This is a genomic window from Mangrovibacterium diazotrophicum, from assembly GCF_003610535.1.
Taxonomy (GTDB): domain Bacteria; phylum Bacteroidota; class Bacteroidia; order Bacteroidales; family Prolixibacteraceae; genus Mangrovibacterium; species Mangrovibacterium diazotrophicum.
Genome location: NZ_RAPN01000001.1, coordinates 1021124 through 1045426 on the forward strand (window position 1 = coordinate 1021124; position 24303 = coordinate 1045426).

Annotated in this window: 25 protein-coding genes; 12 read left to right on the top strand and 13 right to left on the bottom strand. The window is 44.5% G+C overall.

Features of this window, described 5'->3' with window-relative positions; translation table 11 throughout:
* The first annotated feature begins 1 nt into the window (after nt 1).
* Nucleotides 2-421 (top strand): nucleoside-diphosphate kinase, encoded by a 420-nt coding sequence (ndk, locus tag BC643_RS04095; RefSeq protein WP_120271888.1) that lies wholly within the window; start codon nt 2-4, stop codon nt 419-421.
* Here ndk and BC643_RS04100 read toward each other — a convergent pair whose 3' ends face one another.
* Nucleotides 422-712, bottom strand: coding sequence for a DUF721 domain-containing protein (locus tag BC643_RS04100; protein ID WP_120271889.1), 291 nt, complete (start codon nt 710-712; stop codon nt 422-424).
* A complete protein-coding gene (gene recF, locus BC643_RS04105) occupies nt 699-1817 on the bottom strand; it encodes a DNA replication/repair protein RecF (RefSeq protein ID WP_120271890.1) in 1119 nt (372 codons plus the stop codon). Before recF ends, BC643_RS04100 begins: the two co-directional genes overlap by 14 nt.
* 182 nt (nt 1818-1999) lie before the next feature.
* Between recF and BC643_RS04110 the strand changes: the two genes are divergently transcribed.
* From BC643_RS04110 to BC643_RS04120, 3 genes are all read left to right on the top strand, one after another.
* Nucleotides 2000-2689, top strand: a complete 690-nt coding sequence (locus tag BC643_RS04110) for a tetratricopeptide repeat protein (protein WP_120271891.1) — start codon at nt 2000-2002, stop codon at nt 2687-2689.
* A 72-nt stretch (nt 2690-2761) separates the two neighbouring features.
* A complete protein-coding gene (gene ribH, locus BC643_RS04115) occupies nt 2762-3247 on the top strand; it encodes a 6,7-dimethyl-8-ribityllumazine synthase (RefSeq protein ID WP_120271892.1) in 486 nt (161 codons plus the stop codon).
* 82 nt (nt 3248-3329) lie between these two features.
* Nucleotides 3330-4061 (top strand): nucleotidyltransferase family protein, encoded by a 732-nt coding sequence (locus tag BC643_RS04120; RefSeq protein WP_120271893.1) that lies wholly within the window; start codon nt 3330-3332, stop codon nt 4059-4061.
* Nucleotides 4062-4109: 48 nt separating this feature from the next.
* Here BC643_RS04120 and BC643_RS04125 read toward each other — a convergent pair whose 3' ends face one another.
* The 3 genes from BC643_RS04125 to BC643_RS04135 all read right to left on the bottom strand — a co-directional run bounded on the left by BC643_RS04125 (nt 4110) and on the right by BC643_RS04135 (nt 6543).
* Nucleotides 4110-4571, bottom strand: coding sequence for a Spy/CpxP family protein refolding chaperone (locus BC643_RS04125; protein ID WP_120271894.1), 462 nt, complete (start codon nt 4569-4571; stop codon nt 4110-4112).
* 223 nt (nt 4572-4794) lie between these two features.
* On the bottom strand, nt 4795-5634 hold the full coding sequence (locus tag BC643_RS04130) for an HAD family hydrolase (protein ID WP_120271895.1): 840 nt from the start codon (nt 5632-5634) through the stop codon (nt 4795-4797).
* A gap of 36 nt (nt 5635-5670) precedes the next feature.
* Nucleotides 5671-6543: a pyridoxamine kinase gene (locus BC643_RS04135; RefSeq protein ID WP_120271896.1), complete on the bottom strand. Its 873-nt coding sequence runs from the start codon at nt 6541-6543 to the stop codon at nt 5671-5673.
* Nucleotides 6544-6836: 293 nt separating this feature from the next.
* Between BC643_RS04135 and dapB the strand changes: the two genes are divergently transcribed.
* The 4 genes from dapB (at nt 6837) to BC643_RS04155 (ending at nt 9959) form a co-directional block, all read left to right on the top strand.
* Nucleotides 6837-7553: a 4-hydroxy-tetrahydrodipicolinate reductase gene (gene dapB / locus BC643_RS04140; protein ID WP_120271897.1), complete on the top strand. Its 717-nt coding sequence runs from the start codon at nt 6837-6839 to the stop codon at nt 7551-7553.
* A gap of 4 nt (nt 7554-7557) precedes the next feature.
* Nucleotides 7558-8898 carry a signal peptidase I gene (gene lepB / locus BC643_RS04145; protein WP_120271898.1) on the top strand — a complete coding sequence of 447 codons (1341 nt, stop codon included), beginning with the start codon at nt 7558-7560 and terminating at the stop codon, nt 8896-8898.
* Nucleotides 8899-8986: 88 nt separating this feature from the next.
* Entirely contained in the window at nt 8987-9310 is a 324-nt protein-coding gene (locus tag BC643_RS04150; protein ID WP_120271899.1) for a lipopolysaccharide assembly protein LapA domain-containing protein, read from the top strand.
* A 7-nt stretch (nt 9311-9317) separates the two neighbouring features.
* Nucleotides 9318-9959 carry a WbqC family protein gene (locus BC643_RS04155; protein WP_120271900.1) on the top strand — a complete coding sequence of 214 codons (642 nt, stop codon included), beginning with the start codon at nt 9318-9320 and terminating at the stop codon, nt 9957-9959.
* 9 nt (nt 9960-9968) lie between these two features.
* On the opposite strand, the gene BC643_RS04160 is transcribed toward BC643_RS04155, so the two are convergent.
* On the bottom strand, nt 9969-10394 hold the full coding sequence (locus BC643_RS04160; RefSeq protein ID WP_120271901.1) for an NUDIX domain-containing protein: 426 nt from the start codon (nt 10392-10394) through the stop codon (nt 9969-9971).
* Between the two features lie 55 nt (nt 10395-10449).
* Entirely contained in the window at nt 10450-11235 is a 786-nt protein-coding gene (locus tag BC643_RS04165; RefSeq protein ID WP_120271902.1) for a C40 family peptidase, read from the bottom strand.
* 168 nt (nt 11236-11403) lie between these two features.
* Between BC643_RS04165 and BC643_RS04170 the strand changes: the two genes are divergently transcribed.
* Together BC643_RS04170 and BC643_RS04175 are read left to right on the top strand one after the other, a co-directional pair.
* On the top strand, nt 11404-13470 hold the full coding sequence (locus BC643_RS04170) for an HD family phosphohydrolase (protein ID WP_120271903.1): 2067 nt from the start codon (nt 11404-11406) through the stop codon (nt 13468-13470).
* Between the two features lie 126 nt (nt 13471-13596).
* Nucleotides 13597-13839: a PLDc N-terminal domain-containing protein gene (locus BC643_RS04175; RefSeq protein ID WP_147377138.1), complete on the top strand. Its 243-nt coding sequence runs from the start codon at nt 13597-13599 to the stop codon at nt 13837-13839.
* Between the two features lie 47 nt (nt 13840-13886).
* Here the strand turns inward: BC643_RS04175 and ftcD are convergent, their stop codons facing one another.
* Nucleotides 13887-15569, bottom strand: coding sequence for a glutamate formimidoyltransferase (ftcD, locus tag BC643_RS04180; RefSeq protein WP_120271905.1), 1683 nt, complete (start codon nt 15567-15569; stop codon nt 13887-13889).
* 11 nt (nt 15570-15580) lie between these two features.
* Nucleotides 15581-16828, bottom strand: a complete 1248-nt coding sequence (gene hutI, locus BC643_RS04185) for an imidazolonepropionase (RefSeq protein ID WP_120271906.1) — start codon at nt 16826-16828, stop codon at nt 15581-15583.
* A gap of 388 nt (nt 16829-17216) precedes the next feature.
* Between hutI and BC643_RS04190 the strand changes: the two genes are divergently transcribed.
* Nucleotides 17217-19739 (top strand): DUF5686 family protein, encoded by a 2523-nt coding sequence (locus BC643_RS04190; protein WP_120271907.1) that lies wholly within the window; start codon nt 17217-17219, stop codon nt 19737-19739.
* A gap of 20 nt (nt 19740-19759) precedes the next feature.
* Here BC643_RS04190 and BC643_RS04195 read toward each other — a convergent pair whose 3' ends face one another.
* From BC643_RS04195 to nth, 3 genes are all read right to left on the bottom strand, one after another.
* On the bottom strand, nt 19760-20095 hold the full coding sequence (locus tag BC643_RS04195; RefSeq protein ID WP_170154450.1) for a T9SS type A sorting domain-containing protein: 336 nt from the start codon (nt 20093-20095) through the stop codon (nt 19760-19762).
* Nucleotides 20096-20319: 224 nt separating this feature from the next.
* Complete coding sequence (locus tag BC643_RS04200; protein WP_107823877.1) at nt 20320-20490, bottom strand: DUF362 domain-containing protein; 171 nt, start codon at nt 20488-20490, stop codon at nt 20320-20322.
* Between the two features lie 150 nt (nt 20491-20640).
* Entirely contained in the window at nt 20641-21300 is a 660-nt protein-coding gene (gene nth / locus BC643_RS04205; protein WP_120271909.1) for an endonuclease III, read from the bottom strand.
* An 86-nt stretch (nt 21301-21386) separates the two neighbouring features.
* Here nth and BC643_RS04210 point away from each other — a divergent pair, with 86 nt between their 5' ends.
* Entirely contained in the window at nt 21387-23264 is a 1878-nt protein-coding gene (locus BC643_RS04210; protein ID WP_120271910.1) for an ABC-F family ATP-binding cassette domain-containing protein, read from the top strand.
* A gap of 190 nt (nt 23265-23454) precedes the next feature.
* Here BC643_RS04210 and BC643_RS04215 read toward each other — a convergent pair whose 3' ends face one another.
* Entirely contained in the window at nt 23455-24186 is a 732-nt protein-coding gene (locus BC643_RS04215; RefSeq protein WP_120271911.1) for a DUF4163 domain-containing protein, read from the bottom strand.
* Nucleotides 24187-24303: the final 117 nt, after the last annotated feature.

Genomic DNA, 24303 nt, shown 5'->3' on the forward strand with positions numbered 1-24303 from the left:
TATGCCAGGTAAAGTAACATTCACTATTATCAAACCAGGCGCTGTTGAACGCAACCTAACAGGCCCCATTCTCGCAAAAATGAACGAAGCCGGATTTGTGATTAAAGCTTTGAAATATACAAAACTGAAAAAAGAACAGGCCTGTGAGTTCTACCAGGAACACGAGGGAAAGCCGTTTTACGATTACCTCACTGATTTTATGAGCCGGGGGCCAATTGTTGTCGTGATTCTTGAAAAAGAAAATGCCGTAGCTGATTTCAGAAAATTGATCGGTTCAACTGACCCCGCAGAAGCAGAAGAAGGAACTATTCGAAAATTGTATGCTCAAGACAAAAGGGAAAATGCGGTTCATGGTTCCGACAGTGACGCGAGCGCCATTCGCGAGAGCGATTTCTTTTTCTCCCGGGTCGAGCGCTTTTAATCAACGAAAAATAATATCCCGAATAACTTCAGCACCTGCATGTTCGTTCAGGTGCTTTTTTATTTGTTCCCGCATCATCACCAACTCATTCCGCAGAATCGGCGAGCTCAGTTTAACAAACAAGGTACCGTTGCTGACACGCAAATCTTCGGTATACGAAGCCACGGTTTTCCCCATGATCGCCTCCCACGATTGCACAATATCCAACTCCGACAGTTTGGGTTGAAGGTTATTTTGATTGATATATTGGCGTAAAACTTCGCTCAGTTTTTCGGTATTACTTTTTCTCATCGGTTACATCGTTTACGGTTCCGTCAACTACTCTGAAAATCTTGGCATCAGCCTGCACCTCCCGAATAATCTGATCCAGGTGCTCACGGTTAGTGTCGGTAATAAAAATCTGTCCAAAATGATCGTCAGCAACCAATTTCACAATCTGCTCCACCCGGCTTTTGTCGAGCTTGTCGAAAATATCGTCGAGCAGCAAAATCGGTGTCATTCCGGCCATCTTTTTAATAAAGTCGAATTGAGCCAGTTTCATGGCCACCAGGTAGGTCTTCTTTTGTCCTTGCGAACCGAGCTTTTTGATTGGATAATCGCCCAATTTGAACAGAATATCATCCTTGTGGATGCCGACTGTTGTGTATTGAATAGCCCGGTCGCGATCACGATATTCTTTTAGTTGCTGCTCAAAATCGCCCTCGTACAACTGCGACTCGTGCTCCATCCCAATGATCTCCTTCCCTGACGAAATAAGCTCGTAATATTGTTGAAAAATGGGTTGCAACTGCGCAATGTATTCCACGCGCTTGGTATGTATTTGCTGGCCATAGAGAACCAGCTGGTCATCCCAAATCTCCAAGCTTTCGGCGCTGTAAAAACGCTCCGATGCGAACTGTTTCAACAGCTTATTGCGCTGCAGCAACGCCCGGTTGTAACGAATCAGTGCTTCGAGGTAATTATGATCGTACTGCGAAATCAAAGCATCCAAAAACTTGCGACGTTCTTCGCTCCCACCGGTAATCAAGTCACTGTCAGAGGGAGTGATGATAATCAACGGCAACAGACCAATGTGTTCGGCCAGCTTTCGGTATTCTTTTTTGTTTCGTTTGAAATTCTTTTTCTGTCCCCGTTTCAGCCCGCAGTGAATCAATTCCTCCTGATCCAGTCGCTGATATCTCCCCTGAATGACGAAAAACTCTTCTTCGTGACGGATATTCATTCCATCAACCGAGTTCAAAAAGCTTTTGCAAAACGACAGGTAATAAATCGCATCCATCAGGTTGGTTTTACCGGCACCATTGTTACCGATAAAGCAATTCAGATCTGCAGAAAACTGTAATTCAGCTTCTTCAATATTTTTAAAATTTAAGAGCGATAAACTTTCGAGGTACATGAATCAGTTATTTGCCAAGCAAAACTAATAAAATAAAAACGGATCGCTTCGGCCTTTGATAATTGCTGGAGATAATAACAGCAATGTGTTGATTAATATTAAATTTTATAAAACATTTCTGGCCCTTGTTTACCAAAAAAGTATATTTTTGCGTCACAATTTTAGAATAATCTCACTTAAAAATGGCAAAGAATAAAGATCACAAACAGGACGATAACCTGATGGAAGTGGAAAACGCTTTAACCAAATCGGAGCAGTTTATTGAAGACAATCAGAAGATTTTGAGCATCGTAATTGGTGCAGCGGTTGTACTGGTAGCTGTTTACCTGGGTTATACCAAATTATATATTCAACCGAAAGAAAAAGCCGCTCAGGAAGAAATGTTCTTTGCAGAGCAGTATTTCGAAAAAGATTCATTCAACCTGGCAATCAACGGTGACGGTACAAACCCGGGCTTCCTGGACATCATCGACGATTACAGCGCAACTCCTGCCGGCAACCTGGCTAACTACTATGTTGGTATTTCTTATTTGCACATGGGTCAGTACGAAGATGCATTGGATTATCTGAACGATTTCAGCACCGACGATTTAGTTTTGGCTCCGGTATTGGAAGGTGCCAAAGGCGATTGCTATGCTGAGTTGAACGAAAACGACAAAGCAATCAGCGCTTACAAAAAAGCTTATTCTACAAAAAATGACTTCACAACACCGATTTACCTGATGAAAGCAGCCCAGCTGATGGAAACTCAAGGTGAATTGAACGACGCGTTGGAAGCTTACACGCAGATTAAGAAAGACTATCCTACTTCAACTGAAGCACGTACAATCGACAAGTACATTGCACGGGTTGAGATGGCGATGAAAAAATAAGTTGATCTAAAAACACAGATATAAATCCCCTCAACGTAGGGGATTTTTTATTTTTGCATAAAACAGAAGAACATGGCTACAAAAAATTTATCAGAATACGATTTGGAATCTGTACCATCAGCCGAAGGAATGAAATTCGGGATTGTGGTGGCAGAATGGAATTACCAAATTACCGGTGCACTGGCGCAGGGTGCCGTTGACACATTGATTAAGCACGGCGCAAAAGAAGAAAACATTACGCTGAAGCATGTGCCCGGAACATTTGAACTTCCGCTGGGTGGACAGTTTTTGGCTGAGTACACGCACGCCGACGCTATTATTTTGCTGGGCTGTGTAATCCAGGGAGACACCCGCCATTTCGACTTTATTTGCGATGGCGTCACCCAGGGAACCACTGAGCTGAACCTGAAATACAACAAGCCATTCATCTTTGGCGTGTTGACGACAGAGAACGAGCAACAGGCGCTTGATCGTGCCGGCGGCCGCCTGGGTAACAAAGGCGATGAAGCCGCTGTTACAGCCATTAAAATGGTTGCTTTAAAAGAAGAATTGAAATAGTCAATTAAATAGTACAGCGGGTGTGACTCGAAGTCATGCCCTCTGTCTCTTATTTTTCTAACTCCCACTAAATTTGCGCTGAATGAAAGCCATGCTTTTTGCCGCCGGACTAGGTACCCGGCTCAAACCCCTGACCGATTCGAAACCCAAAGCGCTTGTCGAAATTGGTGGCATGACTTTACTGGAACGTTGCATCCTGCAGCTAAAACAGAGCGGAATTCAAGACATCACGATCAACGTTCACCACTTCGGCGATCAAATCGTGTCGTTTGTCAAAAAGCACGAAAACTTTGGGCTGAATATCCACATCAGCGACGAGAGCGAGCAACTGTTGGATACCGGCGGTGGCATTTTAAAAGCCAAGGAGTTCTTGGCTGGCGATGAACCAATCCTGCTGATTAATGTCGATGTGCTGACCAACCTGGATTTGACGAAATTGCTCGCATACCACATCAATTCCAATTCTTTGGCAACCCTGGTTGTCCGCAAACGCCAAACATCGCGTTACCTGCTTTTCAACCAAAACCTGCTGGTTGGCTGGACAAACAAAAAAAACGGAGAAATGAAAATTTCCCGTCCAAGTTTGATTGATCAGGCTGAGGAATTTGCCTTTAGCGGCATCCATATTATTCAGCCTGAACTATTGGAACGGATCGAAGAGAAAGGAAAATTCTCGATTATCGACTTGTACCTGCGCCTCGCCAAAACGGAAAAAATCAGCGCTTATGTTGATGCAGACTCTGTTTGGATGGATTTGGGAAAGGTTGACGAAATCAGCCAGGCCGAAGAGCTTATCAAACAATTGGACAACTAAAAGCCGCTCCAAAAATTGAAACGGCTTTCTCGTCGGTAATCTAAATATCTATTCTGCTCCTCCCGGAGGGCCTTGGCGGTTTTTCATGCGTTCCTGACGCTCTTTCACCATTTCGTCATACTTTACCTGCTGTTCTTCAGTCAGCAAAGCTTTGATCTCTGCATCTTGTTTTGCCATGCGAGCTTCCATTTCAGCACGCATTTTTTCGCGATCCATTTCTTCGCCGCTTTCACGAGCCTTTTCCATTTCCTCGCGACGTTTTTCAAATTCTGCACGTTGCTTTTCCATATTACTGGTTAGCAGGGCTTTTACCTGTGCAGTTTGTTCGTCAGTCAAAGCTAACTTCTCTTTCATCTGAGCCGTTTGCTTTTCAATACGTTCTGCCGGATCCATTCGTTGTGGACGCTGTCCCGACTGGCTTTGAGAAGGACGTTCGCCTGACCCGCGCTGTGCTTCGGCTACGGTGATAACACCGATAAATAATGCCAGGATTAATAATAACTTCTTCATAAAATTCTTTTTGTTTGGGTTAATAACCTCTTATTCAAATTCTTCTTTTTGATGACCTGCAAGTTGAATCGACCCGATCAATCAAAATTTGCCCTTTGACTTGGATTAGTTCCCGAGGTTTAAATCAAAGTTGAATTTTAATGAATTTTCACGTTTTCAAAACGGAAATTATGCAGTGATTCAACCACCGCTACTTCCATTCGATGAAAGGATTAATATCGAATTAAAACAGATGATTCTTTATCGAATAACTGAAACCGCTTTCTTCATTGCTGGGTGCTTTCAGGTATTTGGGCTTCATATCTTCCGGCCCGTTTTCAACTAAATACGAGATTGAAGTGAAGTCCAGCAACTCGGTGTCGTTGTAGTCATTTCCAATGCTGAAGGTAGACTGGTGCGGCACCTTGTGCAGGTCGCAAATGTATTTGATGGCATTTCCCTTCGAAACCTCTTTGTGGAAAATCTCCATCCACACGTAACCGGTCTCCAACGGGGATGTCGCCCGCAAAACTTTGATATCGTCAAAATGCTCTTCCAGCTCATGCTTCAACTGCAGATACTCGGCAGTTGTTTCAAAAATGACAAGAAATTGGCAGGCGTCATCGTCCAATTTTCCAGAATCGGGCAACAAGCTGGCATACTCGTGATGATTGGCATAGTAGCGCTCAAACTCGGCGCAAATGGTTTCGCCACGATAATACCAACAATAGGAATTCTCGGGAATACCCCGAAATAAATAAAAGTTCAGCCGCTTATCCATTAGCTGTGCAACGATGGTATTCACCGTATCCTGCGGTATATTTTGCTTGTACAGCAATTCATTCGTACGGCAATCGTAAATACCCGCCCCGGACGAAAAGGCGACATAGTCGAAGGGCGCATGATCCGGGATCACTTCTTTTACTTTGCGAAAATTTCGGCCGGTAGCCACCACCCGAATAATATCGTGTTCGCCCAAAAACTCGAGCATTTCCCAGTCTTCCTTACTAATTGTATGATCGCGGCGCAACAGTGTTCCGTCCAGATCAGTCGCGACCAAACCTATTTTCTTCCTGTAGTCCATTGTCTTCCCTCAACTAAATTTAGTTCGCCTTGCCGATTAATCCAGCAATTGGTAGCTGCTTATTTGCACCGGTGCATTCAGCGATGGCAGTACCTTTTCAATCAAAATTCCCTCTGCCGGGTGATGACCGTGTCCGAAAGTAGCCCGAACCCCCATCGATATAAAATGAACAGCCCGGTCGAGTGCAATCGGTAAACTGTCGCCCTGCAGCAACGAGCCAACCATCACACTGGCGAAAGCATCACCGGTGCCCGGGTAATTTGCGGGCAGGTAATCGCAGCTCACGCGCCAGTAGCGGCCGTCCTCTGAATTGTAGGCCATCACCGATGTTTTATTGGGTACATCCAACTCGGGCACGCTGGTAATAATAACCTGCTTTGGCCCGAGTGCCGCCAACCGTACGCACCATGATTTTAGTTCTGAAATACTCACCTTCGGTTGGTATTCTTCACCCAGCAGAAAAGCGGCTTCCGTTAAATTAGGAGTAATGACCTCCGCATGCCCGACCAACTCTTTCATCTTCTCAACCATTTCCTGGTTGAAGGCTGAATACAATCGTCCGTTGTCTCCCAAAACAGGATCAATAACCACCAACTGATCCGGAACAGCAAAGTCTCTAATGAAATCTTTAACCATGTCGATTTGATCGACTGCACCAAGGTAGCCCGAATAAATCGCGTCGAAGCGGATATTCAACTGTTTCCAGTGCGCAATCATTTGCGGCAGCTCAGCACTCAAATCGCGGCCATGAAAACCGGGATAGGCACTGTGCGACGACAAAACTGCCGTCGGTAACGGGCAAACCTGTATCCCCATCGACGACAAAATCGGGATAACCACCGTTAACGATGCCCGTCCAAAACCGCTCAAATCGTGAATAGCAGCGACCCGCTGCAGATGAATTCTCATAGCCAAAATTTTTCCTAAAAATACACAAACTATCGATCAATGTGTTTCAAACCGGTTAAAACAAGCACCGCCCATAATCGTAATTAAGTGGAAGTATTTTTCAAAAAGCGGGGTAAACGAAGGCTTACACCGAATGCAATCAAAGGTTTACCGAAAAAATAGGTCGAAAGCAGGAAGAAATGATAGTTTTGTGGTGATATTTTTATCTTTGTACACCTTAACAAAAAAGGGGACAACGAAAACGACCATGTTCCCGATTCATAAACCGCCTCTCCGGAGCACAACATTTTTTTATGAAGATTGCATTGATAGGATACGGCAAAATGGGCAAAATCATTGAGCAAATTGCCCTTGACCGCGGACACGAAATTGTACTAAAAATCGATATTTCCAACCAAAACGAGCTGACTGTTGAAAACCTGAAAAAGGCTGATGTTGCCATCGAATTCACGGTTCCTTCGTCAGCCACAGCCAATTATAAACTTTGTTTCGACGCCGGTATTCCGGTCGTTAGCGGCACAACCGGCTGGTTAGAACGAAAAGATGAAGTGGAAGCTGAAATGAAAGCCAAAAACGGAACCTTCTTCTACGCTTCAAACTTCAGCCTTGGCGTAAACCTGTTCTTCGCTTTGAATAAAAAATTGGCCCAGCTGATGAATGGTGTTGAAGGCTACGATGTGAGCATGGTTGAAGTGCACCACACGCAAAAACTGGATGCTCCGAGTGGAACAGCCATCACACTGGCTGAAGAGTTGTTTGAAAATTATCCGGCAAAAACAAGCTGGACAATGGAACACCCGAAGTCGTCGCAGGAAATGCACATCGGCGCGCTTCGCGAAGGCACTGTGCCCGGTATTCACCGCATCAAGTATGAGTCGGATGTCGACTACATTCAGATTGAGCACAGCGCAAAAAGCCGCCACGGATTTGCCTTTGGTGCCGTGTTGGCAGCCGAATACAGTTTCGGCAAAAAGGGACTTTTGTCAATGAATGATCTTTTAAACTTATAATCACATGAGACAACTATTAACCAACAAATGGTTCAAATTTATCATTGTTGGCCTGCTGTATAGTTTGTGGGTTATCTGGCTTGAAAATTACTGGTGGTTCATCGGACTGGCTGTCATTTTCGACATGTATATTACCAAGAAAGTCCACTGGGCCTTCTGGAAGAAAAAGAACCCGCCAAATGGAAAGCAAACCAAAACAGTGGAGTGGATTGACGCGATCATCTTTGCAGTAATTGCGGCAACTTTCATCCGGATGTTTTTCATCGAAGCGTACACCATCCCTACTCCATCAATGGAAAAATCGATGTTGGTTGGCGACTTCCTTTTCGTGAGCAAAACATCGTACGGGCCAAAATTGCCAAACACGCCACTTTCGTTTCCGTTTGTGCACCACACCATGCCATTGACGCAAAACACGCCTTCGTACCTCACCTGGATTGAAAACGACTACAAGCGTATTGCTGGTTTTGGCCACGTGAAAAACGATGATGTGGTGGTGTTCAACTTCCCCGAAGGAGACACGGTTGCGACCAATTTGCCGACCCAAAGTTACTACAACCTGGTACGCAATTACGGCCGCGAACGTGTTTGGAGCGACAAACGCACATTCGGCGACATCATCGCCCGCCCGGTTGATAAATGTGAGAATTATATCAAACGCTGTATCGGTATTCCCGGCGATGTCATCAAAATTATTGATGGACAAGTTTACGTGAATGATAAACCACAGGAACCGATTGCCGGCGTTCAGTATGATTATATCGTGACAACCAACGGAGCAGCAATCAACCGCAAAACACTGGAAGATATCGGTATCTCAAGAGCTGATCAACAAGTTTTCAATGGTTCACAGTTCCTGTTCCCGATGACCGACGAACAGGTGAAAGAAGTTGAAAAATTGAGCAATGTTACTTCGGTAAAACGGGTGAACATGACTGCCGGAAACTGGGATCACAACATCTTCCCGTTCAGCGAAGATTACCCTTGGAATGTTGACAATTTCGGTCCACTGGAAATCCCCAAAAAAGGACAGACAGTTGAACTGAACATGACAAACCTGCCAATCTACAAGCGCATTATTCAAACGTACGAAGGACACGCTCTTTCGGTAAAAGACGGCACCATTTATATCGATGGCGAAGCTGCCAGCCAATACACATTCGGTATGGATTACTACTGGATGATGGGTGACAACCGCCACAATTCAGCCGACTCGCGTTACTGGGGTTTTGTTCCCGAGGATCACGTTGTAGGTAAAGCTGTATTCATTTGGCTATCTCTCGACAAAGAGAAAGGCTTCCCTGCGAATATTCGCTGGAACCGCTTGTTCTCATTTGTTCACTGATAAAAAATAAATGTTAACCACGCAAAAAGGATATGACGCCGTTAGGTTGATTATCCTTTTTTTTATAATTTACATGAAAAAGTAAGTTATGTCTGCAGGAATTATCATCATCCTTTTACTCGCTTTGTTGCTGGTTATTTTCACCTTGCAAAACAGCGTGGCCATCGACGTTAAATTTCTATTCTGGCAACTCGACCAGGTTCCACTTGTACTGACACTGATTGTCTGCATCATTGTTGGTGTCATTATCGCGCTGTTGATCAATCAGCCAAAAATGTGGAAACTGAAATCAACCATCAAAAGCCTGCAAAAAGAATTGAATGCCTTGAAAGCTGCCGAAAAACCGGTCGAGAAACACCCGGAAGGCATAAAGATGGAAGGTGGCTCGGATAACGACTTTTTCAACGCTTAATTCATTCATGACAAATTCGCCCATTTTACTGAGCACCGCATACCTACCACCGGTTCAGTACATCACTAAATTTTTGATTCACCCGGAAGTGTGGATTGAAGGTCAGGAACATTTTATCAAGCAAACATACCGCAACCGCGCTACGATTCTGGCAGCCAATGGCCCCGAATCTTTGATTGTTCCGGTTGAAAAAGGACGCAGTCCCAAGCAAAATATTTCAGACTTACGCATTTCGTACGACACGAGCTGGCAGCATATCCATTGGCAGGCCATTGTTTCCGCCTATAATTCAACGCCGTTTTTTGAAATTCTGGAAGATGATTTCAGACCGTTTTTTGAGAAGAAGTTCGATTTCCTGTTCGATTTTAATCAGCAGATATTGCACACTATTTTCGACATCCTGGAAATAACACCGAATGTTCAGATTACCCCGGATTTTGAAGCTGTTCCCTCTAATTTTCTGAACTTCCGGGAAGCGATTCATCCGAAACCACAAAAAGCATTGGAGGATCCAAATTTTAAACCGGTTGTTTACACCCAGGTTTTCGACGACAAATTTGGGTTCACACCGAATTTGAGCATTATCGATTTACTCTTTAACTGTGGATCGGCCAGCTACGAACTGCTGCTAAAAAGCACCAAAGAATAATACCGAAATTTACAAGGAAAGAATTTCCCGTTTAAACCGGGCGATCAAATCGGCGTGATCAAAAGCAAGTTCGGGCAAATCGTCGATCGGGAACCATTCAGCTTTGGCGGCATCGTCGCCTCCTTTCACCACGGCATCTTCGGCTACATAGCCATAAAAAAGAATGGAGATCGTTCGGCCACGGGGATCGCGATCCACTTTGTCAGCCGCCGTAAATTGAGTCAACTCGAGCACCTCCAGTCCGGTTTCCTCCATCAACTCGCGTTTGCAGGCGTCAACCAATAACTCGTCCATTTCCATAAATCCGCCAGGCAGGGCCCACTTCCCCTTGTAGGGTTCAATGCCACGCTGAATAAGCAGCAATTGTTTGCTTTCTTTTTTCAACACAATGCCATCGGTCGTTAAGGCCGGGCGGGGATATTTGTAGCTGTACATTGGCTAAAAGATTATTGATTAATGTTGATTGCCTATTTTGAAGAGACAGCCTACATTAGGGTAATATTCGTTTCATGACACGCATTTTGTGCGAGTAACGTTTGGTATCGACATTGAAAATACCGAATTGATCCACATTGTCAATCCGCACTTTTCCAGAGGCATGAATAATTTTGTTCTTCTCCCACATAATGCCAACATGCACAATGTTGCCTTCGTCGTTATCGAAAAAAGCCAGATCACCGGGCTGTGCTTCGTCAACAAAACTCAGTGCCACACCATGGTGAACCTGATCTTTCGCATCGCGTGGCAACTTGATGCCGGCCATCTTATAAATAATCTGGGAGAAACCGGAACAATCAATACCGAACGGAGACCGACCTCCCCACAAATAGGGCGCGTTGAAATACATCAGGGCATGCTGGATCATTGACTTTCGAAGCTCGTCCGGTTGGTTGTAAGCATATTTACCGGTCATCCGATACACGTCGCGGTTTATCGAAAACTCATGCTTGTAGGGACGCCAGCACGGCAACGAGCTACCGGCAACAATCATCATGTTTTGCTCGTCGTCTATCGGTATCAGGTTGAAAATGTCGGTACAAACAGCCACCGGCGATTTCTCAATTTTCAGAAAAGTACGCTCCACTAACGGAGTAATCATCTTCTGATCAACCCAACCTTCGTAACCATCGTACGCCAACACCACGCGGCACCAGCCCATGAACAGCTCGTGCACATAAAAATGTTCTCCAAAAAGAATCTGTGTGATCATCTCGCTTCTTTCGGAAGGCTCTTTCCTGACCGGAATAATACTAAGACCGGAAATTCCGTAATTCATTTAGCAATTGCTTTTTATAGTTGCATACCCGTTAAGACTGGCGTCTTCTAAGCCCTGAATTATTCGGGTATAGCTCTTTTCATCAAAGAAATTGTTATTTTTAATTCTCAAAGATAAAAACATCACGTTTAGTTTTAACCCGCAGAATCGGTCTTTAAAAAGGTATTTATGAAAAAGTTATTAACCCGCCTGGGCCAGTATTATCATATCTTGTTTATCGCGTTGGTTTTTTCTGCCACCATCTTCCTACTGTATTTAATTATTCCGGGGGAAAGTCGATTTCGGTATGAATTCCAAAAAAATGCTCCCTGGCGCCACGAAACCTTGATCGCTCCGTTCAACTTTGCGATTTACAAGCCCGATGAAGTTGTTAAAAATGAACGGGATTCAGTCAAGAAGGAATTTATTCCTTATTATGAAATGGATACCTTGGTGAGTATGCAGCAGTGCAAGAATTTCGAGCTCGAGCTGATCAGCCTGACCACTGAAATACCGACCTTGACCGATAAAACCATTGCTGACGTTACCGTAATCATGAAGCAGGTTTACGAAGCTGGGATTATTTCTCAATCGCCGGAAACCCACCCGATACTGAAGGATAAAACCGAGCTGTACATCATCGATAACAAGACCGTTTCGAAAATTCCGGTAGCTTCGATTTACTCGTTGAAAACAGCTTTCCAGGCGTTAAACGATACGCTTCACTATTTCTTAAAAGATGGCTACAATCAGCTGAACCAAAATATGAATTTAGCTGATTTTATCCAGGCAAACCTCAATTACGGCGAGGAGTACAACTTGCAGGAAATGGACAAACTGGTCAATTCGGTCTCAGAAACCCAAGGCATGGTTCAGGCGGGCGAGCGGATTATTTTTAAAGGTGATATTGTTACGCCCGATAAGTTTCAGATTCTGAACTCGCTGAAAAGGAGTTATGAGACCAAGCAAGGACAAAATATTGATGGCTATTTGCTGATCATTGGAAAACTGATCATGATTGTGGCTTGTATCCTGATCCTGATTTTATACCTGGCCTATTTCCGACGCGAAATCTTCAACGAGAAAAGGCACTTAAGCTTTATTCTTTTGATGATTGTGCTCATGGTTTTCACCTTCCGGTTTATCCTGCAGCACGACTTTATCAACATTTACGTCGTTCCCCTGGCCATTTTGCCAATATTGCTCCGCATCTTCTTCGATTCGCGGACAGCAATCTTTGCACTTTTGGTAACATCATTGCTTATTGGCTATTTTGCCCCCAACAATTACGAATTCATCTTCCTCAATCTGATTGCCGGTTTCATTGCTGTTTTCAGCCTCGACAAATTGCACCGCCGATCACACCTGGTGTTCACCGCACTTTGGGTTTTTGTAACTTACAGTGTCTTGTTCCTGGCTTTGGCGATGATTCATGAAGGAAATTTCGAAGCTATTCGTTGGGACGAACTGGAATGGTTCGCCGGAAATGCCATTTTGATTCTGCTTGCCTACCCGCTCATCTATATTTTCGAAAAGCTTTTTGGCTTTGTATCCGATGTTACTTTGATTGAGCTGTCGAATACAAATCAGCCACTGTTGCGAAAATTGGCAGAGGAAGCGCCGGGTACTTTTCAACACTCATTGCAAATTGCCAGCCTTGCCGAAGCAGTTATTCACCGCATCGGCGGAAATCCATTTCTGGCATATGCAGGTGCACTTTATCACGACATAGGTAAAACAAACCAACCGGTTTATTTCGTCGAGAATCAGTCAGCCGGCATGAGCCCGCACAGCGAAATGGGCTATAAAGAAAGTGCAAAAGTGATTATCGACCACGTGACTTACGGTGTGAGACTGGCTCGGAAACACAAATTACCCGAGATCCTGATCGACTTTATAACAACGCACCACGGTACCATGCAGGCCAAATACTTTTACACGCTCTACAAGAATGAACATCCCGAAGTTGCAGCCGATCCGAAAGATTTTACCTATCCGGGACCACGGCCGCAAAGTAAGGAAACATCCGTAGTAATGATTATTGACGGCATTGAAGCTGCTACACGGGCGTTGAAAGAAAAGACGCACGACAATATTCGCGAGTTGATCGGCAAAATGGTGCAGCAAAAACTCGACGATGGTCAATTGGACAACACCGATCTAACCTTACGGGACATCACGCTGATTAAAGAAACGTTATTGGAAAAACTGATGAATATTTATCACGTCCGCATCGAATATCCAAAAGAAAAATAGCAACAAAAATCTGTTTTCATCACTGCTTTTTAATGTTATTAACATTTATGTTGAATAACTTTCAAATTTAGCTATTGACTTTACCCCTCAATAAGTCTTAAATTAGTGGTAGAAAAATGCGAAGCGATGAATTTAGATTTATTAATGATTAATTCGAATTACATCTTGACCATTCAATTTTTGTTTGTGGTTTTGATTCTGTTGCCGGCGATGGCATTATTGAGTGTTTTCAGAAACGAGTTTGAGGGGAACAAACGCTATGTTTGGGCAACTATCATTATTCTGCTACCGGTAATCGGCCCTCTATTATACATTTTTAAAGGACGTCAACAACGACTTCGAAGAGCCCTATGGGAAGAACCAATATAAGAAAAGCACTCTGAATGAGTGCTTTTTCATTATCTAAATTGCTGCGATCAGCCAATCTTCTCGTAAACAAGTTTCAAAATTTCCTGCTCTTTAAATTCGGCGCGGTAAAGTAGTCCCTCAGCCCGGTGTTTTAACTCGTCTGATTTTACGTTGTCTTCAAGTCCGCCCAGGTTAATCAGCACATTGAGGTAAGCTCCCTGAACCGCCGTGCGAGCACAAAGTGCACCAACACCAACATCTGAAACGGAATTCGGGTTTCCATGCTCAGCCATGGCCTGAATCACTTCCATCGATGCATAGGCAGTCTCCATCAAAGTGAGCGGAACATTTATTGCCAACAAGGTGGCAGTTTGTATGGCTTCTGAACGGACCACCTTTTCGGAATCGGTTCCTTTCGGCATTTTAAATGCCTCCATAATCCGCTTAAAAGCATCAGTGTCCTCATCGACCAATTCGAGTAATTTATTTTGAAAGCCTTTTGCCTTTTCCGCCCAATCCGAAAACTCTTTCCAGTGCTCATCCCAGCCACGCTTGTGCGAAGACAGGTTGGCAACCATTCCGGAAAGAGCAGCTCCCAAACTACCAACGTATGCAGCGACCGAACCTCCGCCTGGTGCCGGCGATTCAGAGGCTGTTTCGTTGGCAAAAGCCTCCAAACTCAGATCAGTCAGAAGCGATCGATCAGATCGGAGTTGATATTCAATTATCCGCTCCTTCGGGTTGAATGGAGCCAATTCATCCAAGCCCATCGATTTCACAGCGATGTTAATCAATTCCTCATCTGAAACCCCGGTTGAACGTTGTTGCTTCCGAAGGAAATATTTACCAGCTTCCAGCATCGCATTCAACGGAATCAGCCCGATTAACTCCGAGCCGGTCACTCGCATTCCGCGATCCTGCGCACTTTCGCAAACAGCTTCAAAAGCCTTGTGAATTGGGGTAATCGTAATATCTGTCAAATTCATCGAGATTTGCGCCACTCCGTATTCCTTGATGAACCACCCAATCGCCCGGACTTTCCGCAACTTTCCCGGAATGCGAACAGCCACGCCATTTTTATCCTTGACAACTTTCCCGGTTACCGGATCACCTTCACGCAAAACGCGACCGGCTTCGCGCACATCAAACGCAACTGAGTTAGCCCGTCGCGTAGAAGTTGTGTTCAGATTGACGTTATACGCAATCAGAAAATTACGGGCGCTCACGGCTGTGGCGCCGGATTTTGCGTTGAAGGCAGTCGGCCCAAAATCGGGTTTCCAATTGGGATCCTGCAATTTCTTTGGCAGCCCTTCGTACTCACCCGAACGGCAATTGGCCAAACTGCGCCGCTCTTCATTTTGCGCCGCAAATTCATAACAATAAACATGAATACCCAATTCGTCCCCGATACGTTTCGCCAATTTTCGCGCATATTCAACGGTTTCCTCCATGGTTATATTCGACACCGGCACCAGCGGGCAGACGTCAGTCGCTCCAAATCGGGGATGCTCCCCTTTGTGTTTTTGCATGTCGATGACCTCCGATGCCCGCTTGACTCCTCGGAAAGCGGCTTCTACGACAGCCTCCGGACTGCCGACAAATGTCACAACAGTCCTGTTTGTATCTTTGCCCGGATCGACATTCAGCAATTTCACATTTTCCACGCTTTCAATTGCATCAGTGATTTGTTTGATCACAACAGGATTTCGTCCCTCACTAAAGTTGGGCACACATTCGATCAACTGGCTCATATAAACTCGGATTAAATTATTTCCCCGTCAAGGATGACAGTCTCAATTAAATTACTGGCGTAATGATACGGAATATTGGTGTAACCGGGAAGTTCTTTCGTGATGAATAGATTGCCCATTTTTCCCCGGCAAATACTGCCACACATTCCTTCCACCCCCATAGCATAAGCACTGTTTATAGTCGTTGCATTGATGGCTTCCTCCGGTGTCATGTTGTATTTTAAACAGCCCATCGCCATCATAAAATTCATATTTCCGCTAGGCGACGATCCTGGATTGTAATCGGAAGCCAAAGCCACCGGCAAACCGGCATCAATCATATTGCGAACGGGTGAATAAGGAAGGTTTAAAAAGAAAGCTGCTCCCGGCAAAACCGTCGGCATGGTTTCCGTTCCTTTCAATATGGCAATTTCCTCAGCTCCCATATGTTCCAGATGATCAACCGAAAGTGCGTTGTATTTCACACCAACCTGAACGCCACCGGTCAACCCAAGTTCGTTTGCATGTATTTTAGGGCGAAGCCCGTATTTCAGGCCAGCCATCAAAATTTGCTCTGTTTCGAACGGCGTGAAGAATCCCTGGTCGCAAAAAACATCAATGTAATCAGCCAGATCTTCTGATGCAATGATCGGTAACATTTCGTGAATAACCTTTTCAATATATTTGCTACGATCATCCCAATATTTTCGGGGAATTGCATGTGCGCCTAGGAAAGTCGCTTTGATAACCATGGGACTTTCCTTTTTTAAACGGCGAATAACACGAAGTATTTTCAATTCTGATTCAGTACTCAGTCCGTATCCGCTCTTGATTTCAACGGCTCCGGTTCCTTGCATGGCGATTTCATGCAGGCGGCGCATGGCATCGTCAAATAGTTCCTCTTCGGAATAATCTTCCATTTTTAAGGCTGAATTGAGAATACCACCGCCGCGTTCAGCTATTTGTTCATAGCTCAAACCATTGATCCGGTCAACGAACTCACTTTCGCGGGTTGCACCAAAAACCAAGTGCGTGTGCGAATCGCAATAGGAAGGCATGACAATCCGGTTGCTGCAATCCAGCTCAACTAAAACATCATTGTCCAGCTTTTCAGAGCGCAAATCGTCCATCTCACCGAAGCCTTCAATAATGCCGTCGCGCATGACCAAATAGGCGTTATGCAGTATTGGGAGCGATTTCATTTGAGCGCCCGCTTTGTAACGAATCGAACAATCTTCGATCTGAACTAACTCTTTGATATTTTCCAGTACAATCCTCATATAAAAAAAAGATACTACAATTTTCAGAAAGTCACCATTAAATTTAGATGCTAAAAATCATATTCAAAAATGTAGCTTTAACAATATGAAATTGTGCGTTTTAAGCAAAAATAGCGATTAAGAAAAGATGAACAGAGAGCACGTCCGTTACTCCAAAACGTCCGCAGCAAATCCGAGCGAAACTTTAGGCCACTACAGAGTGTTTAGTACCTGTAAATTCTGCTCTTCCGATGATTAACCTATTAACTATTATTTCACAGAATAAGAGAAATTATCGACCAATGGAAGATACTGTCGCTTTTTTATCCATTTTTACATCGGATTTCAGCATGCGGAATTCGTTTTCCGAGCGCGCGAAAAACAAAGAGTCAGAAACAGAAAACAACACATGTCAAATCAGACCTCCAGATTTGCGGGGAAACTTGTAGCCACATTGCATCTTGTTGCATTGCTATTGGCTGGAACGACAAGTTTTGCACAGCAAAAAATGCTCTCAGGCACGGTAACCGATTATGCAACCGGTGAGCCTATTCCATTTGTTAACATCATCATCAAACATACCACGACCGGTACCATGACGGACACGTTGGGGCATTTCAGCCTTCAATTTCCAACGCTGACCGACACGCTTCACTTTACGGCAATTGGCTACAAAACAATTGACAAGCTTCTTCCCCGAGAGGACATGCAGACCATCCAAATCAACATGCAACCCGAAACATTCGATATTTCAGAGGTTCAGGTTGCTCCGGATGAAGGGCCAATGCGCGAATTATTCGGACATATTATGGATCGCAAAAAGGCGAATAACCCGGATCAGTACAACAAGTACTCGTACAAGAAATACTCTCAGTGGGAGTACCAGATCAATAACATCGGTGATAACCTGCAGAATTCGAAGACTTTTCAGAAGAACGCCAACGTGATCAAAACGGCCGAAGACAGCACGAAATATCTACCCCTCTATTTTTCGGAACAGCTTGTTTTCAATGAAATTCAGCGAGATCCTGCCAAAAAGAAATCTACCGTATTGGCCGACCGAACCAACGGGGTGGGAATTCTGGATCAACTGGAAATTTCAGGCTACACGAGCGCGCTGGACATGGAAGTCAATTTTTACGACAACTTCATCAATATCTTCACCCAAAACTTTGTGAGCCCGCTGGCCGACAATGGCTGGTACTACTACAAATACTTTTTGGCCGACAGCTCATTGGTTGACGGCGTGATGCACTACCGTGTTCACTTTCAACCCAGACGAGCCGGTGAGAACACGTTCAAGGGGTATTTTATTTCGGAAAACAAATATTATTCGATTGTTGAGATCGATGGAGAACTGTCGCAAACCAGCAACCTCAACTTTTTAAAGCGGCTGCACCTGAATAGCGATTACTATTTTGTGAATGATTCGACGCCATTCTACAAGCGCAACCAGATTGATGCGGTGTTTGATTACATTCCGTTCCGAAATCAGAAGAAAGATCCGAAACGGCTTTCACTCTATTATAAACAAACGGCCAGCATCGACGATGTTGTGATCAATCCTCCCGGAGATATTAAATTGAGTGCACCGAGGGCAAAGTACGAAACCGTAAAACTACCGGATGCCTACGATCGCGACTCCGCTTATTGGGAGGCACACCGCATGGAACAACTCACGCAAAAGCAAATCATGTTCACCCAGGTGATTGACTCCATCAGCGACATCAAGCAGGTTAATATTCTGAATAACTTGGCTGACATGTCGATGACAAGCTACTACGACCTCGGGAAATTTGAAATCGGACCGTTTACAAGCTTTTACAACACCAATAAAGTGGAAGGCAATAAATTCTTCTTTGGCGGGAGAACAAGCGACGAAATCAGCAAAAATTTCATGGTTTGGGCTGGATTAGGGTACAGTACCCGAAACCAAAAAATATCGGGAATGTTTGGCGTTGGTTACAAATTCAAAACTATCAACCGACAAGTTTTGAAGATTGGCTACGACGACAAGATGATCCGCCACGGCGAAAACGAAAAAATTCTTTACCTCTACGAAAACGCTTTTACAGCAACCGAGAACAACCTCGTTTCGCAGCTGTTGAAGCACGATCCGCTGGATGAAATCTACCGCGAACAAAAAATCAATGCCCAATACGAATACGAGTGGTACCCGGGGCTGATGAATAAACTCAGCCTCAACTATACGCGCCATTACTCGCCCATGTACTATCCGTTTATGCGAAACGGCAATCCAGTGAGCTCGGTTTCTGCCACCGAAATCAACCTGGATACGCGCTTCTCAAAAGAAGAAAAGGTGATTGATGATGGCTTTCTAAGATTGTATATGGGAACTGAGTTTCCGATTGTCCACTTTACCGTTGGCGTCGGCCAAGTCTATCATGGCGATCAAACATCCTATTACAGCAGGCTCGCATCCACCATCAAGCAGGAAGTTTACATTGGGATGACTCGTTTTGACTATGCGGTGGAGGCTGGCGCCTACTTTGGTAAACTCCCCTACACCATGCTCGACATTCCGCGTGGTAACGAAACCTATGGTTTGTATTCCTACGACTTTAACCTGTTGAATTACCTGGAATATGTGCACGACAAATATTTGCACACCTACCTGGAATACCACTTGAATGGCTTCTTCTTCCGTCGGGTGCCGATACTGAAAAAGGCGAACTTTAGGGAAGTGCTGTCTGCGAAACTACTTGTCGGATCGGTTAGCGATAAGCACCAGGAAATAATCAGTTTCCCGGAACCGATAACCGACATGAAAAAGCCCTACATCGAACTGGGAGCCGGGGTAGAAAATATTCTGAGTATGTTTCGGGTCGAAGCACTTTGGCGAGTACAACCACAGTCTGTTATCGGCGCACCGCAATTCGGTATTCGCGCACGATTTGAGCTTGGATTATAGAAATTGGAGAAGAATTTGAATTAGACCTTTCGCAAGCGATTTACGAAAACGTCTTTGCCGATCTTCACTTTCAGAAGATATAAGCCTGAGTGAAAGTCATTCAAATTTAGGCGAATTTTTTGCGTTCCGGGAGTCAGTTCGACTGCTTCCCATTGTTGCACAGGGTTCCCCAAAACATCCATCAGCATAAATTCAGCCTTGGCAAACTTATCAGAGCTTAGCTCTACAAAAATATAATCGCTAACCGGATTAGGGAACACACGATCAACCTTCACAGGCTGTTGGTCAGTTGCGGTTGAATCGCTGGTTTGGGCACTCCCAAACTGATGTGCAATTAGAATCAATATAACTATCAAAAACGCTTTCATATTTCACTCCGTCACATACAATATACGATTTTCTGGCAAAAGGTAACCCCACTATCTTTTCAAATTTGCCTCCTGCAATCATCTGAGGCTACTTTAACTCGCTGGTGACCATGAGTTATTTTGCGGAATAAGGCGAAAAAAGTTTCAATTTAAAAGGCATAAAAAAACCTGCCAACTAAGGTTGGCAGGCGTAAGTTTTATGCTGTCCGATATTATTCTGCTACAGAAATAGCATCAACCGGGCAAACTTCGGCGCAAGAGCCACAATCAGTACAAAGATCTGCGTCGATCTTGTAGATATCGCCTTCAGAAATTGCTTCAACAGGACATTCATCAATACAAGTTCCGCAAGCGATGCACTCGTCAGAAATTACATAAGCCATAACACTTCTTTTTTATAGTTAAAGATTACGAGCAAATGTACGAGTTTTGAAAAAAATTCAAAGGGCAAGTACCTAATTTTTTATGAATCCAAATAAGCACATTTAAACTGCACTTAACACGCATGGTACAAACATCCGAAAAATCAGTATTTATTGAGCTTTCAGAGCCTTTTTCTGATTCGTTTCATAGTATTTGCAGCATTCCTTTAAACCGCACTTGCTGCATTTGGGCGACCTCGCCAGACAAGTGTATCGCCCATGCAGGATGAGCCAGTGGTGAGCCAGCGGAACGATTTCCTCCGGAAAGTATTTCATCAGTTGTTTTTCGGTGTCCAGCGGCGTTTTGGAATTTGTTGCCAACCCGATGCGGGCCGACACGCGAAACACGTGGGTATCGACAGCAAAGGCCGGCTTTTCGTAAACCACCGAAGCAATTACATTGGCGGTCTTCCGGCCAACACCGGGCAACTTCTGCAGTTCGTTCACATCATCGGGAACGACACCCTTAAAATCGTGTACCAACATTTTGGCCATGCCCACCAGGTGCTTTGCTTTGTTGTTGGGGTACGAGCACGAACGGATATAATCAAACACCTCCGCCGAGTCAACTTCCGCCATCAGCTCGGGTTGCGGGAAACGCTTGAATAGTTCCGGCGTAATTTGATTCACCCGCTTATCGGTGCATTGAGCCGACAGAATTACGGCTACCAGCAACTCATAGGGGTTTGTGTAATGCAGTTCAGTCTCGGCAATCGGCATTTCTTTCTGGAAATAGGCGATTACCTTTTCATATCGTTCTTTCTTGAGCATCTGTCTGTTTTTTCTGAATAAAACAAAAATACGGCATCCGGCTTACTATACAAATTATTCCTATTTTAGCGCAAAATTTTTTGCTGATGATTCCCTATTTACAGGCCGAACAAATTTCCAAACGATTTGCCGATTCCATGCTTTTTGAAGGTATTTCGTTTACCATTTTCAAAGACCAGAAAGTTGCCCTGATCGCCAAGAACGGCGCAGGAAAAACAACAATGATGGAAATTCTGGCCGGAAACGATGAGCCCGATAGCGGAACCATCACCAAAACCAAAGACACAAAAATCGGCTACCTGCGTCAGAACCCGGATTTGGATGTCAATCTAACTGTACTCGAGCAGGCATTGAAATCCGACAATCCGGCGTTGCAAGTGGTGCGTGAGTTTGAAAACGCGCTGAAGCACAACGACCAGAAAGCGATTGAGGAGCTATCGGTAAAAATGGACGAACTGCATGCCTGGGATTTTGATGTGAAAGTGAAGCAAATCCTCAGCCAGCTGAAAATTGACAACTTCGATCAGCGTGTTGGCGAACTCTCCGGAGGACAGCAAAAGCGCCTGGCACTCGCCAACGTTCTGGTAAATAATCCGGATTTACTGTTGCTGGACGAGCCAACCAACCACCTCGACCTGGAAATGATTGAGTGGCTGGAAATGTACCTCGAAAAGACCAATTGTACCCTGTTCATGGTGACGCACGACCGCTACTTCCTGGATCGGGTTTGCAATGAAATCATTGAAATTGACCAGAACCAGGTTTACGGTTACTCCGGAAATTACAGCTACTACCTAGAAAAACGACAGGAACGGATCGAGCAGCAACAAGCTTCTACCGAGAAAGCACAAAACCTGCTGCGCACCGAGTTGGACTGGATGCGGCGCATGCCGAAAGCCCGCAGTCACAAAGCCAAGTACCGCATTGATGCATTTTACGACTTGAAAGAAAAGGCGAGCTTCCGCCGTCGCGAGGACAACCTGGAACTGAGCATAGCATCATCGCGCATGGGAAGTAAAATTCTGGAGCTCGATCACATCTCAAAAGCCTACGGAGATCTGAAACTCATCGACGATTTCAGTTATAAATTCTCCCGTTTCGAGAAAGTCGGCATCGTTGGTAAAAACGGAACCGGAAAATCGACTTTTCTGAATGTAATTACCGAATCGCTTAGCGCCGACACCGGTACTGTTGATTGGGGCCAAACCATCAAAATCGGCTACTACCGGCAGGACGGCATGGACTTTAAACCAACCGACAAGGTTATCGACGTGGTAAAAGCCATTGCCGAGGTGGTGACGTTTGAAGACGGTAACCGGATGACTGCCACGCAGCTTCTCACCCGCTTCCTGTTTCCACCCGAAAGCCAATACGGATTGATTGAAAAGCTGAGTGGTGGCGAGAAACGGCGCTTGTACCTTTGCACCATCCTGATGCAAAACCCGAACTTCCTGATTTTGGATGAGCCCACCAACGATTTGGACATCATGACGCTGAACGTGCTCGAAGATTACCTGGCCGCTTTCGATGGCTGTGTCATTGTTGTATCGCACGACCGCTATTTCATGGATAAAATCGTCGACCATTTATTCGTGTTTGAAGGTGCAGGCAAAATCAAAGACTTCCCCGGAAACTACACGATTTACCGCAACAGCGTTGAAGAGGAAGAAGAAAAGGCGAAGGAAAAAGAAAAAGCTCAGGCACAGGCAAAAGAACAAAAAACGCCCGCTCAGAAACCAAAGCAACAATCGCAAAAACTGACGTTCAACGAGAAACGCGAATTCGAGCAACTGGAGAAAGACATCGCTTCACTTGAAGAAGAAAAAGAAACGCTGGAAGAACAGATGAACTCAGGAGAACTGTCTCCGGATGAGTTGGTTGAAAAAAGCCAGCGTTACGCTGACCTGAAAGACGAACTCGATGAAAAAGAATTGCGTTGGCTGGAGTTAAGTGAAAAAGCTTAAAATCAATCAGTAGAACAGTTCACATTCCCCCTTAAACAAAAAAAGAGGCCATTGGCCTCATATAAAAAAGAAGTGTTTGAATCTTGATCTTTAACTAATCTTGTGTGGTACAAACATAGGCAACTGTTTTGTACTACGCCATCCCTATTTGTTGGGATATTTTAGTTCTCCCCAAAAACGTCGATGAAAGCTATTTTGCCACGTTTAGCAAAAAACTTTCACCTAAATCCTTCAGAGAAACAGTCACTTCAGCTGGCCCGCAAGCGTAAGGTCCCAAAGAATAGTGACCAAAGGTAAAATAGGCTGCTGAAGCTGAAAAGTTGATGGACGATACCAAATCCAGTGTCGGGTCAATATCAAAACATTGTTCCGGATTTTCAAAATTTTCTTTTAGCAGATTATTTATAGCAACCGTTTTCTCAAAGTCCAGCAAATCGGTTGTCTCCAAAAACTTTTGATTTTCAACATCATAATTAAAGGCTACAAAATTGGTCATCCCGTGAGCTCCGCCGGTAAACTGGTAAACGGCCAACCGAACACTGACATATTCACTGGTAGCCATGTAAACGGTGTCCGTTACATTCAGCGCATATCCCCATGAAGGACGTGGTAAGCTGTCGGCCTCAAAACTTTTGAATATTTCCTCCGCATCAACCTTTAATGAATCGGACATGGCAGATACATAGCGTTCAAGCTGTACGTTCAAATTTTCAAGGCTCGCATTCACAGCTTCATCTGACGAAGCGAAAACCCGGTATTGAACATCCACTGTCCAAGCATCCGTTTTACTAGCAACAGTCCGTTCCTCAACAGTTACTTTCGGAGCTGCCGTGTGACAAGCTGATAGAAACATGACATAAACAAACATGCTTAAAATCGAGCATTTGAAAATAAGCTCTGGAAAAATGAATTTTGATTTCATCGTCCGTTGAATAGATTAGATAACCAAAATTAACCAATTCCAGGGAGACCATTTCCACTCAAATCTTCATTTTCAACGGATTCCCCAAAAAAAATCTAAACTTCTATCGTTCTATTT

What these genes read in the sequence shown, in the direction of transcription:
- ndk (WP_120271888.1), top strand. Translation starts at nt 2, where the DNA reads ATGCCAGGTAAAGTAACATTCACTATTATCAAACCAGGCGCTGTTGAA.
- BC643_RS04100 (WP_120271889.1), bottom strand. Translation starts at nt 712, where the DNA reads ATGAGAAAAAGTAATACCGAAAAACTGAGCGAAGTTTTACGCCAATAT.
- recF (WP_120271890.1), bottom strand. Translation starts at nt 1,817, where the DNA reads ATGTACCTCGAAAGTTTATCGCTCTTAAATTTTAAAAATATTGAAGAA.
- BC643_RS04110 (WP_120271891.1), top strand. Translation starts at nt 2,000, where the DNA reads ATGGCAAAGAATAAAGATCACAAACAGGACGATAACCTGATGGAAGTG.
- ribH (WP_120271892.1), top strand. Translation starts at nt 2,762, where the DNA reads ATGGCTACAAAAAATTTATCAGAATACGATTTGGAATCTGTACCATCA.
- BC643_RS04120 (WP_120271893.1), top strand. Translation starts at nt 3,330, where the DNA reads ATGAAAGCCATGCTTTTTGCCGCCGGACTAGGTACCCGGCTCAAACCC.
- BC643_RS04125 (WP_120271894.1), bottom strand. Translation starts at nt 4,571, where the DNA reads ATGAAGAAGTTATTATTAATCCTGGCATTATTTATCGGTGTTATCACC.
- BC643_RS04130 (WP_120271895.1), bottom strand. Translation starts at nt 5,634, where the DNA reads ATGGACTACAGGAAGAAAATAGGTTTGGTCGCGACTGATCTGGACGGA.
- BC643_RS04135 (WP_120271896.1), bottom strand. Translation starts at nt 6,543, where the DNA reads ATGAGAATTCATCTGCAGCGGGTCGCTGCTATTCACGATTTGAGCGGT.
- dapB (WP_120271897.1), top strand. Translation starts at nt 6,837, where the DNA reads ATGAAGATTGCATTGATAGGATACGGCAAAATGGGCAAAATCATTGAG.
- lepB (WP_120271898.1), top strand. Translation starts at nt 7,558, where the DNA reads ATGAGACAACTATTAACCAACAAATGGTTCAAATTTATCATTGTTGGC.
- BC643_RS04150 (WP_120271899.1), top strand. Translation starts at nt 8,987, where the DNA reads ATGTCTGCAGGAATTATCATCATCCTTTTACTCGCTTTGTTGCTGGTT.
- BC643_RS04155 (WP_120271900.1), top strand. Translation starts at nt 9,318, where the DNA reads ATGACAAATTCGCCCATTTTACTGAGCACCGCATACCTACCACCGGTT.
- BC643_RS04160 (WP_120271901.1), bottom strand. Translation starts at nt 10,394, where the DNA reads ATGTACAGCTACAAATATCCCCGCCCGGCCTTAACGACCGATGGCATT.
- BC643_RS04165 (WP_120271902.1), bottom strand. Translation starts at nt 11,235, where the DNA reads ATGAATTACGGAATTTCCGGTCTTAGTATTATTCCGGTCAGGAAAGAG.
- BC643_RS04170 (WP_120271903.1), top strand. Translation starts at nt 11,404, where the DNA reads ATGAAAAAGTTATTAACCCGCCTGGGCCAGTATTATCATATCTTGTTT.
- BC643_RS04175 (WP_147377138.1), top strand. Translation starts at nt 13,597, where the DNA reads ATGAATTTAGATTTATTAATGATTAATTCGAATTACATCTTGACCATT.
- ftcD (WP_120271905.1), bottom strand. Translation starts at nt 15,569, where the DNA reads ATGAGCCAGTTGATCGAATGTGTGCCCAACTTTAGTGAGGGACGAAAT.
- hutI (WP_120271906.1), bottom strand. Translation starts at nt 16,828, where the DNA reads ATGAGGATTGTACTGGAAAATATCAAAGAGTTAGTTCAGATCGAAGAT.
- BC643_RS04190 (WP_120271907.1), top strand. Translation starts at nt 17,217, where the DNA reads ATGTCAAATCAGACCTCCAGATTTGCGGGGAAACTTGTAGCCACATTG.
- BC643_RS04200 (WP_107823877.1), bottom strand. Translation starts at nt 20,490, where the DNA reads ATGGCTTATGTAATTTCTGACGAGTGCATCGCTTGCGGAACTTGTATT.
- nth (WP_120271909.1), bottom strand. Translation starts at nt 21,300, where the DNA reads ATGCTCAAGAAAGAACGATATGAAAAGGTAATCGCCTATTTCCAGAAA.
- BC643_RS04210 (WP_120271910.1), top strand. Translation starts at nt 21,387, where the DNA reads ATGATTCCCTATTTACAGGCCGAACAAATTTCCAAACGATTTGCCGAT.
- BC643_RS04215 (WP_120271911.1), bottom strand. Translation starts at nt 24,186, where the DNA reads ATGAAATCAAAATTCATTTTTCCAGAGCTTATTTTCAAATGCTCGATT.